Origin of the sequence: Agrobacterium sp. 22094, from assembly GCF_052046015.1 — a bacterium.
Classification (GTDB): domain Bacteria; phylum Pseudomonadota; class Alphaproteobacteria; order Rhizobiales; family Rhizobiaceae; genus Agrobacterium; species Agrobacterium cavarae.
The window spans coordinates 1,368,047-1,384,621 of sequence record NZ_JBQEPX010000001.1 but is presented as its reverse complement, the minus strand read 5'-3'; the positions used below and the strand labels follow the sequence as shown (position 1 = coordinate 1,384,621).

The window sequence follows — 16,575 nt, the reverse complement described above, 5'->3', positions numbered from 1 at the left end:
ATCGGATGGAAACCGCAAGAGCCTTTGTGAAGTTTTTTTGTTTTTTCCGTTTTTTTGTCGCGGTGCGAAAGGCGAGTGATTTGGCGGCCACGCAAATTTCCTACGCTATATCAGCTGTTTACCGTCCAGGGACCAACCAGGTGTTTCTGATAAACCCAACCGCCCGACGCCAGTGACCTACGAAGCCTGCGATAGCGGAGCCACCACTCTATCCTCGGATGGACCTATCTTTCTTTTCCGCGCGATGACGAGTCAGGCCCAAGACAATCGGGACGCGCTAAGGTCCGAAACGGCACAATGTTTGGAGGAGAAAAGGGGAGGAGCCCTCGTCATGGATTCGCGTCAAAGGAGGCGACTCGAGAATGGTCTCCAAGAGTAATAGTGCGGTCTGTGGATAAGATGTTTGAGTTGCACAATTGCGGTTGCTTCGTCGATGGCCCGGAAAGCTGGGCTTTTGGAAGCTGGTCCCATGGCAAAATGCACAAGCTTATCCTTTTGTCGTGAAAGCTGCTTGACACCCCCACACGAACGCCTTAGTTAGCCGCTCAACGAACAGCCGAGGCGGTTCGTGCAGCGAGGTGGAAGCCTCCTGTCAGGAGATGCGGGTGTAGCTCAGTCGGTTAGAGTGCCGGCCTGTCACGCCGGAGGTCGCGGGTTCGAGCCCCGTCACTCGCGCCACTTTTTTTCTACCTCCATTGCTATATCTGCGATCAGCAGGGCGCGGTTTGCACCGCAAGATTTAGTCAATTTCGCCTTACTCAACCGGTCGAATTGTTCCGCCGGAAAGTCCAGTTTTCGCTCTTCCTCGGTGTCATAAAACGTTACCGCACGGCACAAAAATATGTGACGATTTAAAAGAGCGGTTTAAACGATTTTTGTCGATGTTTCTTAAGTATTTAGCTATATGTCGAATGGCCAGAGCATCGGCTGTTTGACATTACCGTGTCTAATCCGTGGCGGGATTGGCGCGAAAAGGTGCTTAAACCCTTGCAGAGATGGCGCGGCTGCGCTAACCACTGCGGCGTTGCAACACAATTCGGCCCTGCGGAACGTCAGTTCCAAATGGGTGCCCGACGCTCGGTCGGGCAAGGAAGAGACAATGACTGAACTCCTCAGTTCCTATATTCCGATCGCAATCTTCATCGGTATCGCACTCGTCATCGGCCTGGCGCTGTTGATCGCGCCTTTCGCGGTTGCTTACAAGAATCCCGATCCTGAGAAGCTTTCCGCATTCGAATGCGGCTTCAACGCGTTTGACGACGCTCGCATGAAGTTCGACATTCGATTCTATCTCGTTTCGATCCTTTTCATCATCTTCGACCTGGAAGTCGCCTTCCTGTTCCCGTGGGCAGTCTCCTTCGGTGAAATCGGCTGGTTCGGTTTCTGGTCCATGATGGTGTTTCTGGCCGTTCTGACCATCGGCTTCATCTATGAATGGAAGAAGGGAGCGCTGGAATGGGCGTAGTTCAAAACGACTCGACGCTTGTCGCGCAAAAGCCCAAGGGCATTATCGATCCATCGACCGGCAAGCCGGTCGGTAGCGATGACGCTTACTTCAGCGAAATTAATGACGAATTGGCCGACAAGGGCTTTCTCGTCACTTCGACCGACGAGCTCATCACATGGGCGCGCACCGGCTCGCTGATGTGGATGCAGTTCGGTCTGGCCTGCTGCGCCGTCGAAGGTCTGATGCAGGCCTCCGGTCCGCGTTACGACATGGAACGCTTCGGCGTTGCCCCGCGCGCCTCACCGCGCCAGTCGGACGTCATGATCGTTGCCGGCACGCTCACCAACAAGATGGCGCCCGCACTGCGCAAGGTCTATGACCAGATGCCGGAGCCGCGCTACGTTATCTCCATGGGCTCCTGCGCCAATGGCGGCGGCTACTATCACTATTCCTACGCCGTCGTTCGCGGTTGCGACCGTGTCGTGCCAGTCGATATTTACGTGCCGGGCTGTCCCCCCACGGCGGAAGCACTGCTTTACGGCGTGCTTCTGCTGCAGAAGAAAATCCGCCGCACAGGCACGATCGAGCGTTAAGGGCAGAGGACTGAAGAATGAGCGAAGCTCTTAACGATTTCGCGGCCTATGTGCAGGAAGCGCGCGGCTCTCTTATCGAGTCGCATGCCATCGCTTACGGCGAGTTGACGCTGAACACGACGCCGGAAAACATCATCGCGCTTCTGACTTTCCTGCGTGACGATGTGCAGTGCGGGTTCGTCAACATCATCGATATCTGTGGCGTTGACTGGCCGCAGCGCGAAAAGCGCTTCGATGTCGTCTATCATCTGCTGTCTCCGCGCCAGAACCTGCGCGTTCGCATCAAGCTTCAAGTGGCCGAAGACGAAGGCGTACCGTCTGCGACGTCCGTTTTCTACGGCGCTGAGTGGTTCGAGCGCGAAGCCTGGGACATGTATGGTATTCCGTTTGAAGGCCATTCCGATCTTCGTCGTATCCTGACGGATTATGGCTTCGAAGGTCATCCGCTTCGCAAGGATTTTCCGCTCACCGGTTTCGTCGAAGTGCGCTACGATGACGTCCAAAAGCGCGTTCTTTACGAGCCCGTGGAGTTGAAGCAGGAATTCCGCAGCTTCGATTTCCTCTCGCCTTGGGAAGGAACGGATTACGTTCTTCCGGGTGATGAAAAGGCCAAGCAATGAGCGAAGCAGTTTCCACAGAGCAGGGACAATGTCTTTGCGGCGCCGTTCGCATGCAAGCAACGATCGGCGCCCGGGATATGGGTGCATGCCATTGCTCCATGTGCCGTCGCTGGTCCGGCGGTGTTTTCCTCGCTGTTGAATGCAAGTCCGTCTCTGTAGAGAATGCCGAGGCGCTCGGCGTCTATTCGTCGTCCGAATGGGGCGAGCGTTGCTTCTGCAAGACATGCGGCAGCACGGTGATGTGGCGCTCCAAGGATGGCGCGCATTTTGCCGTTTCCGCCCAGCTCTTCAACGATCCGTCCAGCTTCACGCTGGCATCCGAGATCTTCATTGACGAAAAGCCGACAAGCTATTCGTTCGCCGAGGCCACTAATAAAATGACCGGCCCCGAATTCATCGCCATGATCACGTCGGCGGAGCAACACTGATGACTGAACATAATGTTCGCAATTTTACGATCAACTTCGGTCCGGAACATCCGTCCGCGCACGGCGTGCTGCGTCTCGTTCTGGAACTCGACGGCGAAATCGTTGAGCGCGTCGATCCGCATATCGGCCTGCTGCATCGCGGCACGGAAAAGCTGATCGAAGCCAAGACCTATCTTCAGGCTGTCCCTTACTTCGACCGCCTCGACTACGTCGCGCCGATGAACCAGGAGCACGCCTTTGCGCTTGCTGTCGAACGGCTGCTCGGGCTTGAAATCCCGATGCGCGGTCAGTTGATCCGCGTTCTCTATTCCGAAATCGGCCGCATCCTGTCGCACATCATGAACGTCACGACTCAGGCCATGGACGTTGGTGCCATGACGCCGCCGGTCTGGGGCTTCGAGGAGCGCGAAAAGCTGATGGTGTTCTATGAGCGTGCTTCGGGTGCGCGCATGCACGCTGCCTATTTCCGTCCAGGCGGCGTCCACCAGGACATTCCGCAGGAACTAGTCGATGATATCGGCAAGTGGTGCGATCCATTCATCACGGTTCTCGACAACATCGAGGGCCTGCTCACCGACAACCGTATCTACAAGCAGCGTAACGTCGATATCGGCGTCGTGTCGCTCGAAGATGCGTTCGCCTGGGGCTTTACCGGCGTCATGGTTCGTGGTTCGGGTGCTGCCTGGGATCTGCGCCGTGCGCAGCCCTATGAGTGCTATTCCGATCTCGACTTCGATATTCCGGTCGGCAAAAATGGCGACTGCTACGACCGTTACCTGATCCGCATGCAGGAAATGCGCGAATCGGTGAAGATCATGAAGCAGTGCGTTGAGCTTCTTTCCGGCAAGCATCGCATCGGTGCGGTTTCGTCGCTCGACGGGAAGGTCGTGCCGCCGAAGCGTGGTGAGATGAAGCGTTCGATGGAAGCACTGATCCATCACTTCAAGCTCTATACCGAAGGCTATCACGTTCCGGCCGGCGAAGTGTATGCGGCCGTCGAAGCGCCGAAGGGCGAATTTGGCGTCTATGTTGTGGCCGATGGCACCAACAAGCCCTATCGTTGCAAGATCCGCGCTCCGGGCTATGCCCACCTGCAGGCGATGGACTTCCTCTGCAAGGGCCACCAGCTCGCTGACGTGACCGCCGTTCTCGGCTCTCTCGACATCGTGTTCGGGGAGGTCGATCGCTGATGATGCGTCTGCCGCTCGCCATATCGGCTTTGCTTGCAGCCACGGGACCGCTCTTCGCCCAAACGGCGACGAACGAGGTTTCGTCAGGCGCAAGCGGCGGCAGTTCCACCATCAAGCAGCTGCTGGATCTGGGATACGAAATCAAGTCCTCGCTTCCCAACGGCAGCAAATTCATTGTGTTTATGCAAAAAGACAAAGCGGCTTATGCTTGCGAGTTCGTCACGGTGGCGAGATCGCGGTGTGAGTCGTTAAATTGATGAGGCGTGAGGAAGTATGTCCGTTCGTCGACTAGCCGAAGATCAGGTCCAGCCCGCAAGCTTCGCATTCAATGCGGAGAACACGACGTGGGCGGAAAAGACGATCAAGAAATATCCGGAAGGACGCCAGCAGTCTGCGGTCATCCCGCTGCTGATGCGCGCCCAGGAGCAGGACGGCTGGGTCACCCGCGCCGCCATCGAGAAGGTCGCCGAGATGCTGGATATGGCTTATATCCGCGTCCTCGAAGTGGCGACATTCTATACGCAGTTCCAGATCAAGCCGGTGGGCACCAAGGCTCATATCCAGGTCTGTGGCACGACGCCTTGCATGCTGCGTGGCTCTGAAGCGCTGATGGATGTCTGCCGCCACAAGATCCACCACGATCCGCTGCACACCAATGAAAGCGGCACGCTCTCTTGGGAAGAAGTGGAATGTCAGGGCGCCTGCGTCAACGCGCCGATGGTCATGATCTTCAAGGACGCCTATGAGGATCTGACGCCTCATCGCCTGGAAGAGATCATCGATGCCTTCGAAGCAGGCAAGGGCGATACCGTAACGCCCGGTCCGCAGATCGACCGTCATCTGTCGGCACCCGTTGGTGCGCTGACGACGCTGACGGAAGAGACCAAGCCGGATCGCTCCAATCTCGACAAGAAGGACGAGCCCGCGCCAGACGCTGCGCAAACGCCGCCTTCCAACGCCGCTAAGCCGAAGACGGATACGCCGGAAACAGATCCGAAGCTGAAGACACCTGCGACGGAGCCTAAGGCTGCAGCGGAAAATGCCAAGGCTGCCGACACCAATAGCGATGCCAAGAAGTCGCAGTGAGAGGTTGAACCATGCTGAAAGATCAAGATCGTATCTTCACCAATCTCTACGGCCTTAAGGACAAGTCGCTTAAGGGCAACATGGCGCGTGGCCATTGGGATGGCACAAAGCAGATCATCGAAAAGGGCCGCGACTGGATCATCAACGAGATGAAGGCTTCTGGCCTTCGTGGTCGTGGTGGTGCAGGCTTCCCGACCGGCTTGAAGTGGTCCTTCATGCCGAAGGAAAGCGATGGTCGCCCGCATTACCTCGTCGTCAACGCTGACGAGTCCGAGCCCGGCACCTGTAAGGACCGCGAAATCCTGCGCCACGATCCGCATACGCTGATCGAAGGCTGCGTGATTGCCGGTTTCGCCATGGGTGCCCACACGGCCTATATCTATGTGCGCGGCGAATATATGCGTGAGCGCGAAGCGCTGCAGGCAGCCATCGACGAGTGCTATGACGCCGGCTTGCTTGGCGTAAACAACAAGAACGGCTGGGATTTCGATATCTACGTTCACCACGGCGCAGGTGCCTATATCTGCGGCGAGGAAACCGCACTGCTCGAAAGCCTGGAAGGCAAGAAGGGCCAGCCGCGCCTGAAGCCACCATTCCCGGCGAATATGGGTCTCTACGGCTGCCCGACAACGGTCAACAACGTCGAATCGATTGCCGTTGCGCCAACGATCCTGCGTCGCGGTGCCTCCTGGTTCTCGTCGATCGGTCGTCCGAACAATGTCGGCACCAAGCTGTTCATGGTCTCCGGCCATGTCGAGCGCCCATGCACCTTCGAGGATGCGCTGGGTGTGTCCTTCAAGGAACTGATCGAGCGTCACTGTGGCGGTATTCGCGGTGGCTGGGACAATCTTCTCGGCGTTATTCCAGGCGGCGCATCCTGCCCCATCGTTCGCGGTGAGGACATGAAGGACGCCATCATGGACTTCGACGGCATGCGCGAAGTGAAGTCGTCCTTCGGTACCGGCGGCATGATCGTCATGGACAAGTCGACCGATGTCATCAAGGCGATTGCCCGCATCGCGGCCTTCTTCAAGCATGAGAGCTGCGGCCAGTGCACCCCTTGCCGTGAAGGCACAGGCTGGATGTGGCGTGTTCTCGAGCGCATGGTCAAGGGCAACGCACAGAAGCGCGAAATCGACATGCTGTTCGAAGTGACGAAGCAGATCGAAGGCCACACCATCTGCGCGCTTGGCGATGCGGCCGCGTGGCCGGTTCAGGCGCTGATCCGCAATTTCCGTCCGGAAATCGAAAAGCGCATCGACCAATATACCTACAGAGCCATGGATGATGGCGCTGTAATGGAAGCTGCCGAGTAACGTGTACGGCGGCTGACAAGGCCAGGGACCGGGTTTCACCGATCCCGAAAATCATTTAAGCATCCGGTCGAATCTCAATGATGCGGCAAGATGCGATCGGGATTTGTCGTGGACCGCGGTTTTGGCGGGACGGACAGGCAACAGGACGTAAGTAGAACCATGACAAAGCTCAAGGTTGACGGTAAAGAGATCGAGGTTCCGGATCATTTCACGCTGCTTCAGGCGTGTGAGGAGGCTGGTGCCGAAGTTCCGCGCTTTTGTTTTCATGAGCGTTTGTCGGTAGCCGGTAACTGCCGCATGTGTCTGATCGAGGTGAAGGGCGGACCGCCCAAGCCCGCAGCCTCCTGCGCCATGGGTGTGCGCGATATTCGCGGCGGCCCGAATGGCGAACTGCCGGAAGTGTTCACCAACACGCCGATGGTCAAGAAGGCCCGCGAAGGCGTGATGGAATTCCTGCTCATCAACCACCCGCTGGATTGCCCGATCTGCGACCAGGGCGGTGAGTGCGACCTCCAGGACCAGGCTATGGCCTTCGGTATCGCCGGTTCGCGCTACTCTGAAAACAAGCGTGCGGTTGAAGACAAATATATCGGCCCGCTCGTCAAGACAGTTATGAACCGCTGCATTCACTGCACGCGCTGCGTTCGTTTCACCACGGAAGTTGCCGGCATTTCCGAACTCGGCCTGATCGGTCGCGGCGAGGATGCCGAGATCACCACCTATCTTGAGCAGGCCATGACCTCCGAGCTGCAGGGCAACGTCGTTGACCTCTGCCCGGTCGGCGCCTTGACCTCCAAGCCCTTCGCCTTCACGGCGCGTCCATGGGAACTCGGCAAGACCGAAACCATCGATGTGATGGATGCGCTCGGCTCTGCAATCCGTGTGGATACTCGCGGTCGTGAAGTCATGCGCATCATGCCGCGCGTCAACGAATCGATCAATGAAGAGTGGATTTCCGACAAGAGCCGCTTCATCTGGGACGGCTTGAAGGCGCAGCGTCTCGATCGTCCTTATGTCCGCAAGGATGGACGTCTGCAGCCTGCCACCTGGGGCGAAGCCTTTGGTGCGATCAAGGCTGCCGTTTCGGCGACGTCTGGCGAAAAGATCGGCGCCATTGCCGGCGATCTTGCCTCCGTCGAGGAAATGTTTGCGCTGAAGTCGCTTCTCGCTTCGCTCGGCTCGAGCAATGTCGATTGCCGTCAGGACGGTGCAGCACTCGATCCGTCGCTCGGTCGTGCAAGCTACATCTTCAATACGACCATCCAAGGCATCGAAAAGGCCGATGCGCTGCTGGTCATCGGTTCCAACCCGCGCTTCGAAGCGGCTGTCCTCAACGCTCGCATCCGCAAGCGCTGGCGCCGTGGCGGCTTCCCGATCGGCGTGATCGGCGAAGCAGGCGAACTGCGTTACGACTACGAATATCTCGGTGCTGGCACCGATACGCTGACCGATCTGGTCAATGGCTCGGGAAGCTTCCTTGAGAAGCTGAAGCTGGCTAAGAACCCGATGATCATCGTCGGCCAAGGCGCTTTGACGCGCGAAGACGGCGCAGCAATTCTGGCCGATGCGGCAAAGCTTGCTGGAAACATCGGCGCGGTCTCGGAAGCCTGGAACGGTTTCTCCGTTCTGCACACGGCAGCATCGCGCGTCGGCGGTCTCGATCTTGGCTTCGTTCCGGCGGACAAGTCCGCAAACGCCGCTTCGATCGTTGCCTCCTCCGACGTGCTCTTCCTGCTCGGCGCCGATGAGATCGATCTTTCGGCCAAGGCTGCAAAGCTCACCGTCTATATCGGTTCGCATGGCGACAATGGCGCGATGAATGCCGACGTGATCCTGCCGGGTGCTGCCTATACCGAAAAATCCGGTATCTGGGTGAACACCGAGGGCCGCGTTCAGCTCGGTAACCGCGCGGGCTTTGCTCCTGGCGAAGCGCGTGAAGACTGGGCGATCCTGCGTGCTCTTTCCGATGTTCTCGGCAAGAAGCTGCCATTCGACAGCCTGTCTGGCCTGCGCGCACAGCTTTACATCGCACATCCGCATTTTGCCGATACCGATGAGATTGCTGCGGGCAACGTCCACGACCTAACTGCACTCTCCGGCAAGACCGGCGCTCTTAACAAGGCGGGTTTTGCAACGCCGGTTAAGGATTTCTATTTGACGAACCCGATTGCGAGAGCGTCCGCCGTGATGGCCGAATGCTCCGCATTGGCCCGCAACAATTTCAAGGCTGCGGCAGAGTAAGGGTAGGGGATTATGGACTCGTTTTTCTGGAGCTATGTCTGGCCAGCGCTGATTATTGTCGGCCAGTCTCTGCTGCTTCTCGTTATACTTCTGGTCGCGATTGCGTTCCTGCTTCTGGCGGACCGCAAGATCTGGGCTGCCGTTCAGCTGCGCCGTGGCCCGAACGTCGTTGGTCCCTTCGGTCTCTTCCAGTCCTTTGCCGACTTGTTGAAGTTCATCCTCAAGGAGCCGGTCATTCCGTCCGGTGCCAACAAGGCAGTCTTCCTGCTTGCGCCACTCGTCGCAGTGACGCTCGCCCTAGCCACTTACGCCGTCATCCCGTTCAACCAGGGCTGGGTGATTGCCAACATCAATGTCGGGATTCTCTACATCTTTGCGATTTCGTCGCTCGAAGTGTACGGCATCATCATGGGGGGCTGGGCGTCCAACTCGAAGTACCCGTTCCTCGGCGCGCTTCGTTCCGCCGCGCAGATGGTCTCCTACGAAGTCTCGATCGGTCTGGTCATCGTTACCGTTCTGCTGTGCGTTGGCTCGTTGAACCTGACGGATATCGTCAATGCCCAGCATTCGGGTATCGGTACATCGCTCGGTCTGCCGGCATCGTTCCTCGACTGGCACTGGCTGCCGCTCTTCCCGATGTTCATCGTCTTCTTCATTTCGTCGCTGGCTGAGACCAACCGTCCGCCCTTCGATCTGCCGGAAGCGGAATCGGAACTTGTGGCCGGTCACATGGTGGAGTATGGCTCCACCCCGTACATGATGTTCATGCTGGGCGAATATGCTGCCATCGTTCTGATGTGCTGCCTGACGACCATTCTGTTCCTTGGCGGCTGGCTGCCGATTGTCGATGTGTGGTTCCTGAACTGGGTTCCGGGCATTGTCTGGTTCGTGCTGAAGGGCGTCATGGTGTTCTTCATGTTCGGTCTGGTGAAGGCATTCGTCCCGCGTTACCGCTACGACCAGCTGATGCGTCTCGGCTGGAAGGTCTTCCTTCCGCTGTCGCTTGCCATGGTCGTGATTGTTGCATTCGTACTCAAGCTGACGGCAGGGGCATGATGATGTCCGAACTCCGCGCTTGCAGATTTGGAGGTTGAGATGGCCAGTCTTTCCCAAGCCGTCAATTCGCTGTTCCTCAAGGAATTCGTCGGCGCGATCTTTTTGACCATGCGCCACTTCTTCAAACAGAAGGCAACGGTGAACTATCCTTTCGAAAAAGGCCCGGTCAGCCCGCGCTTCCGTGGTGAGCACGCTCTGCGTCGCTATCCGAACGGCGAAGAGCGCTGCATCGCCTGCAAGCTGTGCGAGGCGATCTGTCCCGCTCAGGCGATCACCATCGAAGCCGGCCCGCGCCGCAACGATGGCACACGCCGCACGGTTCGTTACGACATCGACATGGTGAAGTGCATCTATTGCGGCTTCTGCCAGGAAGCCTGCCCAGTTGACGCGATTGTCGAAGGCCCGAATTTCGAGTTTGCGACGGAAACCCGAGAAGAACTCTATTTCGACAAGCAGAAGCTTCTCGACAATGGCGATCGCTGGGAGCGTGAAATCGCGCGTAACCTCGCTCTGGATGCGCCTTATCGTTAAGGCTCACTCCATGTCTTCGGAGCTTCTCTCCGGGGATCAAAAAAGATGAAATGCCTGTCGGCGATCGCTGGCGGGAACGAAACGGGCAGGGCGGTCTGAAGGCCGCTTTTGTCCGGTGAGGACAAAAAGGCACCAACATGGGTCTGCACGCTGTATTCTTCTACATCTTCGCTTTCGTCGCCGTGGCGTCTGCGTTTCTGGTCATTGCATCCAAGAACCCGGTTCACTCGGTTCTGTTCCTGATCCTGACCTTCTTCAACGCGGCGGCGCTCTTCCTGCTGACGGGCGCCGAGTTCCTCGGCATGATCCTGCTGGTTGTTTATGTCGGCGCTGTGGCGGTGTTGTTCCTCTTCGTCGTCATGATGCTGGATGTGGATTTTGCCGAGTTGCGTTCCGGTGTGCTGCAATATGCGCCGATCGGTGCCTTGATCGGGGTCATCCTGGCGGCGGAACTGATCGTCGTCATTGGCGGCAGCGTGCTGAACCCGGAGGCGGCGAAGTCGATCACGATGCCGATCCCGAACCCGGTCGAACGCGCCAACACTGCCGCTCTGGGTGACGTCCTCTATACGAACTACGTCTACTTCTTCCAGCTGGCAGGTCTCGTGCTGCTTGTGGCCATGATCGGCGCCATCGTGCTGACGCTGCGTCACCGCACGGACATCAAGCGTCAGGACATTTCAACGCAGGTCGCCCGCGATCCGAAGACCGCTGTTACGACGGTCAAGGTCAAGCCGGGTCAGGGCCTCTGAGGCGCGAACGGATCCAAGGAACATAGAATATGGAAATCGGTCTTTCCCATTACCTGACGGTCAGCGCGATCCTCTTCACGATCGGCATCTTCGGTATCTTCCTCAACCGGAAGAATGTCATCGTCATCCTCATGTCGATCGAACTCATCCTTCTGGCGGTGAACCTCAACCTCGTCGCCTTCTCATGGGTGCTCAACGACATGGTGGGTCAGGTCTTCGCCCTGTTCATTCTGACTGTTGCTGCTGCAGAAGCGGCCATCGGTCTTGCAATACTCGTAGTCTTCTACCGCAACCGCGGATCGATCGCCGTGGAAGACGTCAATATGATGAAGGGCTGATAAGGCTATGATCTACAAGGCTATCGTCTTTCTTCCGCTGATCGGCTTCCTGATCGCTGGTCTCTTTGGCCGGTCCATCGGCGCCAAGGCCTCGGAATATGTCACCACCGGCCTTATGGTCGTGGTGGCGATCCTGTCATGGATCGTGTTCTTCGACGTCGCGCTTCTGACCCATGAGGCTGGTGAGGTCATCAAGGTGCCGGTGCTGCGCTGGATCCAGTCCGGCGGCATCGACGTCGAGTGGGCGTTCCGCATCGACACGCTGACCGCGGTCATGTTCGTCGTGGTCAACACGGTGTCCTGTCTCGTGCATCTGTACTCCATCGGGTACATGCATCACGATCCGCATCGTCCGCGCTTCTTCGCCTATCTCTCGCTCTTCACCTTCGCCATGCTGATGCTGGTGACCTCCGACAACTTGCTGCAGATGTTCTTCGGCTGGGAAGGCGTTGGTCTGGCGTCCTATCTGCTGATCGGCTTCTGGTTCAAGAAGCCATCCGCGTCGGCTGCAGCCATGAAGGCCTTCATCGTCAACCGTGTCGGCGACTTCGGCTTCATTCTCGGTATTTCCGGTCTCTTCGTCCTGTTCGGCTCGATCAACTTCGAAACGATCTTCGCGGCTGCTGGTTCCTACCTGCCTGCCGACGGCGCAGCCTCTACCGAAGCGGTCATCAACCTCTTCGGCATGCAGCTCGACAAGGCGCATGCACTGACGGCGGTCTGCCTGCTGCTTTTCATGGGCTCGATGGGTAAGTCGGCGCAGTTCCTGCTGCACACATGGCTGCCGGACGCCATGGAAGGCCCGACGCCTGTGTCGGCGCTGATCCATGCCGCAACCATGGTGACGGCTGGCGTGTTCCTGGTCGCGCGCATGTCGCCGGTCTTCGAACTGTCGCCGAACGCTTTGATGTTCGTCACACTGATCGGTGCCATCACGGCCTTCTTTGCGGCAACCGTTGGTCTGGTGCAGAACGACATCAAGCGCGTCATTGCCTATTCGACCTGCTCGCAGCTCGGTTACATGTTCGTGGCGCTCGGCGTCGGCGCTTATGGCGCGGCTATTTTCCACCTCTTCACGCACGCCTTTTTCAAGGCTTTGCTGTTCCTTTGCGCCGGTTCCGTTATCCACGCGGTGGATGGCGAGCAGGACATGCGTCACATGGGTGGTCTGCGCAAGCATATCCCGATCACCTTCTGGACGATGACCGTTGGCAATCTGGCACTGACAGGCGTCGGTATCCCTGGAACGATGATCGGCTTTGCCGGCTTCTTCTCTAAGGACGTGATCATCGAGTCGTCGTTTGCGTCGCATAGCCCGCTCGCAGGTTTTGCGTTCACAATGCTGGTCGTCGCAGCGCTGTTCACCAGCTTCTATTCCTGGCGCTTGGCGTTCATGACCTTCTTCGGCAAGCCGCGCGCTTCCGCCGATGTCATGCACCACGTCCATGAATCGCCGATGGTGATGCTGATCCCGCTTTTCGTCCTGACGATTGGTGCGATCTTTGCCGGTGTCGTGTTCGAAGGCTACTTCTTCGGCCATGAATATGCGGAATTCTGGAAGGGTGCGCTCTTCACGCTTCCCTCCAATGAAATCCTTGAAGAGTTCCACCACGTGCCGCTTTGGGTTAAGTGGAGCCCATTCATCGCCATGGTTCTCGGTTTCGTCACCGCCTGGTATTTCTACATCAAGTCGCCGGAAACGCCGGAGCGTCTGGCAGAGACCCACCGCGGCCTCTACCAGTTCCTCTTGAACAAGTGGTACTTCGACGAACTCTACGACTTCCTCTTCGTTCGTTCCGCAAAGGCGCTCGGTCGCTTCCTGTGGAAGAAGGGCGACGTGGCCGTCATCGACGCCTATGGCCCCAATGGTATTGCAGCGCGCGTGGTTGATGTGACCAACCGTGTCGTCCGTCTGCAGTCCGGTTACCTTTATCACTATGCCTTCGCGATGCTGATCGGCATCGCAGCACTAGTCACCTGGATGATGCTCGGGAGTGCCCTCTGATGACCGATTGGCCCATTCTTTCCACGGTCACCTTCCTGCCGCTCGTCGGCGTGGTGCTCCTGCTTCTGACGAATGAGAACGGCCCCTTTGGGCGCCGCAACATTCTCAATGTCTCGCTTCTGACGACGGTGTTTACCTTCATCGTCTCGCTCTTCATCTGGATCGGCTTCGACAATTCGAACCCCGGCTTCCAGATGATCGAGAAGCACAACTGGTTCGGTAGCATCGCCGCCTATCATCTGGGCGTCGATGGCATCTCCATGCTCTTCGTCATCCTGACGACGTTCCTCATGCCGTTTTGCGTTCTCGCAAGCTGGGATTCCGTCCAGAAGCGCCTGAAGGAATACATGATCGCCTTCCTCCTTCTGGAAGTCGTCATGGTCGGCGTGTTTGTCGCGCTCGACACCGTTCTCTTCTACGTCTTCTTCGAAGCGACGCTGATCCCGATGTTCATCATCATCGGCGTCTGGGGTGGCAAGGATCGCGTCTACGCATCCTACAAGTTCTTCCTCTACACGCTTCTCGGCTCGGTTCTGACCATGCTCGCCATCATGGCGATGTACTGGCAGGCTGGCACGACGGATATGACCGAGCTTCTCAAGCACGGCTTCCCGGCTGGCATGCAGACCTGGCTCTGGCTTGCCTGCTTCGCGGCCTTTGCCGTCAAGATGCCAATGTGGCCGGTTCATACCTGGCTTCCGGATGCACACGTTCAGGCTCCGACCGCAGGTTCGGTCATTCTGGCGGGCGTCATGCTGAAGCTCGGTGGTTACGGTTTCATCCGTTTCTCGCTGTCGATGTTCCCACTGGCGTCCGAGCATTTCGCGCCCTTCGTCTTCACGCTGTCGGTGCTTGCCATCATCTACACTTCGCTGGTGGCGATGATGCAGGAAGACATCAAGAAGCTGATTGCCTATTCCTCGGTTGCCCATATGGGTTACGTAACGATGGGTATCTTCGCGGCCAACGTGCAGGGTCTGCAGGGCGCTATCTTCCAGATGCTGTCTCACGGCATCGTGTCGAGTGCACTCTTCCTCTGCGTCGGCGTTGTCTATGACCGCCTCCACACCCGTGAGATTGCGGCCTATGGTGGCCTGGTCAACAACATGCCGAAATACGCCGTGGCTTTCATGGTCTTCACCATGGCCAATGTCGGCCTGCCCGGCACCTCGGGCTTCGTCGGGGAATTTCTGACCATCATCGGCGTTTTCCGCGCCAACACCTGGGTGGCCCTCTTTGCCGCAACGGGCGTCATTCTCTCGGCATCCTACGCGCTGTGGCTCTATCGCCGCGTGATTTTCGGTGCGCTTGAGAAGGAAAGCCTGAAGGCGATGCTCGATCTCAACACCCGTGAAAAGGTCATCCTTTATCCGCTGGTGGTGCTGACGATCTTCTTCGGCGTCTACCCGGCACCGGTCTTCGATGCGACGGCGGCATCGGTGGATCTCGTGATCAATAATTATACCGCCGCATTGCAGGCAGCGCAGAATGTTGCGCTCTCGCTGAACTGACGACAGGACCCGTTGGATATGACCGCTGAACTTCTTTTTGCCAGTCTGCGCATCGCGACGCCCGAGCTGATCCTTGCGGTCGGTGCGCTGGCGCTGCTCATGATCGGCGTCTTCTCCGGCGACAAGTCGACCAACACTGTGACGGGTCTTGCCGTCGCGCTTTTGGTCGTCGTCGGCCTGTGGATCATCTTCGCTCCGGCAAGCGGAGAAGCCTTTGGTGGCGTTTACGTCGCCGATGCCTTCGGCAACTTCATGAAGATCCTGGCGCTGATCGGTTCCATCGTCGCCATGATCCTCGCGGTTGGCCATAGCCGTGTGGAGCCGATCGGTCGTTTCGAATATCCGGTGCTTCTGGTTCTGGCGACACTCGGCATTCTGCTGATGATCTCCGCCAACAACCTGATCTCGCTTTACATGGCGCTCGAGCTGCAGTCGCTGGCACTCTACGTCATCTGCGCGATCAACCGTGAGAGCCTGCGCTCGACCGAAGCCGGTCTGAAGTATTTCGTTCTTGGTGCACTGTCTTCGGGCATGCTGCTTTACGGCATGTCGCTGATCTACGGCTTCACCGGTAATACTGGCTTCCAGGAAATCGCGGCCGTACTGTCCGCCGAAACCCGTTCGCTTGGTGTCGTCTTTGGTCTGGTCTTCGTGTTGGCCGGTCTGGCATTCAAGATTTCCGCCGTTCCTTTCCACATGTGGACGCCGGACGTCTATGAAGGCGCGCCGACCCCGGTCACCGCCTTCCTTGCAGCAGCACCGAAGATCGGCGCCATGGCGATTTTCGTTCGCGTCGTTGTCGACGCATTTCAGCCTGTCTTCGCCGATTGGCAGCAGATCGTCGTTTTCGTGTCGATCGCATCCATGCTGCTCGGCTCCTTTGCCGCAATCGGTCAGAAGAACATAAAGCGCCTGATGGCCTATTCATCGATCGGTCACATGGGTTACGCCCTTGTCGGCCTCGCTGCCGGAAACGAATCTGGCGTCGCCGGCGTGCTGATTTACATGGCCGTTTACATGGGCATGACGCTCGGCACCTTTGCCTGCATTCTTGCAATGCGTCGCAAGGAAGTCGGCAATGTCGAGAATGTCGATGATCTGGCCGGGCTTTCTTCGACCAACCCCTTCATGGCGCTGGTTTTGACGGCTCTGATGTTCTCGCTGGCTGGTATTCCGCCGCTCGCAGGCTTCTTCGCCAAGTATTATGTCTTCCTCGCGGCCATCGAAGCCAAGCTCTATGCGCTGGCAGTTATCGGTGTGGTCGCATCGGTCGTCGGTGCCTACTACTACCTGCGCATCGTCAAGCTCATGTGGTTCGATGATGCCAAGGGTGGCTTTGAAAAGGCCGCTGGCGAGTTGCGGATCGTTTACGCACTCTCCGGCCTCTTCGTCATCGCCTTCATCTTCTTCGGTGGCATGCTCGGCAACGCCGTGACAGCTGCGGCAAAGACGTTCTTTTGA

General features: G+C 57.8%; 15 protein-coding genes, 1 tRNA gene and 1 pseudogene. All 17 read left to right on the top strand.

What is annotated here, in order from left to right; translation table 11 throughout:
• Positions 1-601 precede the first annotated feature (601 nt).
• The 17 genes and pseudogenes from ACTJK5_RS06625 to nuoN all read left to right on the top strand — a co-directional run bounded on the left by ACTJK5_RS06625 (position 602) and on the right by nuoN (position 16,575).
• Positions 602-678 (top strand) — tRNA-Asp (locus ACTJK5_RS06625).
• Positions 679-1,099: 421 nt separating this feature from the next.
• Positions 1,100-1,465 (top strand): NADH-quinone oxidoreductase subunit A, encoded by a 366-nt coding sequence (locus ACTJK5_RS06620; RefSeq protein ID WP_062425542.1) that lies wholly within the window; start codon positions 1,100-1,102, stop codon positions 1,463-1,465.
• Positions 1,456-2,040: a NuoB/complex I 20 kDa subunit family protein gene (locus tag ACTJK5_RS06615; protein ID WP_062437779.1), complete on the top strand. Its 585-nt coding sequence runs from the start codon at positions 1,456-1,458 to the stop codon at positions 2,038-2,040. The genes ACTJK5_RS06620 and ACTJK5_RS06615 overlap by 10 nt, the downstream gene beginning before the upstream one ends.
• 17 nt (positions 2,041-2,057) lie before the next feature.
• Positions 2,058-2,660, top strand: coding sequence for an NADH-quinone oxidoreductase subunit C (locus ACTJK5_RS06610; protein ID WP_062437778.1), 603 nt, complete (start codon positions 2,058-2,060; stop codon positions 2,658-2,660).
• Positions 2,657-3,088 (top strand): GFA family protein, encoded by a 432-nt coding sequence (locus tag ACTJK5_RS06605; RefSeq protein WP_440612040.1) that lies wholly within the window; start codon positions 2,657-2,659, stop codon positions 3,086-3,088. The genes ACTJK5_RS06610 and ACTJK5_RS06605 overlap by 4 nt, the downstream gene beginning before the upstream one ends.
• On the top strand, positions 3,088-4,278 hold the full coding sequence (locus tag ACTJK5_RS06600) for an NADH-quinone oxidoreductase subunit D (protein ID WP_062425538.1): 1,191 nt from the start codon (positions 3,088-3,090) through the stop codon (positions 4,276-4,278). The genes ACTJK5_RS06605 and ACTJK5_RS06600 overlap by 1 nt, the downstream gene beginning before the upstream one ends.
• Positions 4,279-4,280: 2 nt before the next feature.
• Positions 4,281-4,535, top strand: coding sequence for a hypothetical protein (locus ACTJK5_RS06595; protein ID WP_062426132.1), 255 nt, complete (start codon positions 4,281-4,283; stop codon positions 4,533-4,535).
• A 16-nt stretch (positions 4,536-4,551) separates the two neighbouring features.
• A pseudogene (gene nuoE / locus ACTJK5_RS06590) lies at positions 4,552-5,358 on the top strand (NADH-quinone oxidoreductase subunit NuoE); the annotation flags it as partial.
• Between the two features lie 17 nt (positions 5,359-5,375).
• The gene (gene nuoF / locus ACTJK5_RS06585) at positions 5,376-6,680 is read left to right on the top strand and encodes an NADH-quinone oxidoreductase subunit NuoF (RefSeq protein ID WP_062425536.1); all 1,305 of its coding nucleotides are present in this window, start codon (positions 5,376-5,378) and stop codon (positions 6,678-6,680) included.
• Positions 6,681-6,839: 159 nt separating this feature from the next.
• Positions 6,840-8,921: an NADH-quinone oxidoreductase subunit NuoG gene (gene nuoG, locus ACTJK5_RS06580; RefSeq protein ID WP_440612039.1), complete on the top strand. Its 2,082-nt coding sequence runs from the start codon at positions 6,840-6,842 to the stop codon at positions 8,919-8,921.
• A 12-nt stretch (positions 8,922-8,933) separates the two neighbouring features.
• Positions 8,934-9,977, top strand: coding sequence for an NADH-quinone oxidoreductase subunit NuoH (nuoH, locus tag ACTJK5_RS06575; protein ID WP_062425534.1), 1,044 nt, complete (start codon positions 8,934-8,936; stop codon positions 9,975-9,977).
• Positions 9,978-10,016: 39 nt separating this feature from the next.
• Positions 10,017-10,508: an NADH-quinone oxidoreductase subunit NuoI gene (gene nuoI, locus ACTJK5_RS06570; RefSeq protein WP_003502385.1), complete on the top strand. Its 492-nt coding sequence runs from the start codon at positions 10,017-10,019 to the stop codon at positions 10,506-10,508.
• A gap of 137 nt (positions 10,509-10,645) precedes the next feature.
• Positions 10,646-11,260 (top strand): NADH-quinone oxidoreductase subunit J, encoded by a 615-nt coding sequence (locus ACTJK5_RS06565; RefSeq protein ID WP_062425533.1) that lies wholly within the window; start codon positions 10,646-10,648, stop codon positions 11,258-11,260.
• 29 nt (positions 11,261-11,289) lie between these two features.
• A complete protein-coding gene (gene nuoK / locus ACTJK5_RS06560; RefSeq protein ID WP_062425532.1) occupies positions 11,290-11,598 on the top strand; it encodes an NADH-quinone oxidoreductase subunit NuoK in 309 nt (102 codons plus the stop codon).
• A gap of 7 nt (positions 11,599-11,605) precedes the next feature.
• Positions 11,606-13,603, top strand: coding sequence for an NADH-quinone oxidoreductase subunit L (gene nuoL, locus ACTJK5_RS06555; RefSeq protein ID WP_440612038.1), 1,998 nt, complete (start codon positions 11,606-11,608; stop codon positions 13,601-13,603).
• Entirely contained in the window at positions 13,603-15,114 is a 1,512-nt protein-coding gene (locus ACTJK5_RS06550) for an NADH-quinone oxidoreductase subunit M (protein WP_440612037.1), read from the top strand. The genes nuoL and ACTJK5_RS06550 overlap by 1 nt, the downstream gene beginning before the upstream one ends.
• Before the next feature lie 18 nt (positions 15,115-15,132).
• Positions 15,133-16,575, top strand: a complete 1,443-nt coding sequence (gene nuoN, locus ACTJK5_RS06545) for an NADH-quinone oxidoreductase subunit NuoN (protein ID WP_062426130.1) — start codon at positions 15,133-15,135, stop codon at positions 16,573-16,575.

Bases quoted from the DNA above. Each gene is read 5' to 3' on its own strand.
- ACTJK5_RS06610 (WP_062437778.1), top strand. From the start codon at position 2,058: ATGAGCGAAGCTCTTAACGATTTCGCGGCCTATGTGCAGGAAGCGCGC.
- nuoH (WP_062425534.1), top strand. From the start codon at position 8,934: ATGGACTCGTTTTTCTGGAGCTATGTCTGGCCAGCGCTGATTATTGTC.
- ACTJK5_RS06550 (WP_440612037.1), top strand. From the start codon at position 13,603: ATGACCGATTGGCCCATTCTTTCCACGGTCACCTTCCTGCCGCTCGTC.
- nuoF (WP_062425536.1), top strand. From the start codon at position 5,376: ATGCTGAAAGATCAAGATCGTATCTTCACCAATCTCTACGGCCTTAAG.
- nuoN (WP_062426130.1), top strand. From the start codon at position 15,133: ATGACCGCTGAACTTCTTTTTGCCAGTCTGCGCATCGCGACGCCCGAG.
- ACTJK5_RS06620 (WP_062425542.1), top strand. From the start codon at position 1,100: ATGACTGAACTCCTCAGTTCCTATATTCCGATCGCAATCTTCATCGGT.
- nuoK (WP_062425532.1), top strand. From the start codon at position 11,290: ATGGAAATCGGTCTTTCCCATTACCTGACGGTCAGCGCGATCCTCTTC.
- ACTJK5_RS06565 (WP_062425533.1), top strand. From the start codon at position 10,646: ATGGGTCTGCACGCTGTATTCTTCTACATCTTCGCTTTCGTCGCCGTG.
- nuoG (WP_440612039.1), top strand. From the start codon at position 6,840: ATGACAAAGCTCAAGGTTGACGGTAAAGAGATCGAGGTTCCGGATCAT.
- ACTJK5_RS06595 (WP_062426132.1), top strand. From the start codon at position 4,281: ATGCGTCTGCCGCTCGCCATATCGGCTTTGCTTGCAGCCACGGGACCG.
- ACTJK5_RS06605 (WP_440612040.1), top strand. From the start codon at position 2,657: ATGAGCGAAGCAGTTTCCACAGAGCAGGGACAATGTCTTTGCGGCGCC.
- nuoI (WP_003502385.1), top strand. From the start codon at position 10,017: ATGGCCAGTCTTTCCCAAGCCGTCAATTCGCTGTTCCTCAAGGAATTC.
- ACTJK5_RS06615 (WP_062437779.1), top strand. From the start codon at position 1,456: ATGGGCGTAGTTCAAAACGACTCGACGCTTGTCGCGCAAAAGCCCAAG.
- nuoL (WP_440612038.1), top strand. From the start codon at position 11,606: ATGATCTACAAGGCTATCGTCTTTCTTCCGCTGATCGGCTTCCTGATC.
- ACTJK5_RS06600 (WP_062425538.1), top strand. From the start codon at position 3,088: ATGACTGAACATAATGTTCGCAATTTTACGATCAACTTCGGTCCGGAA.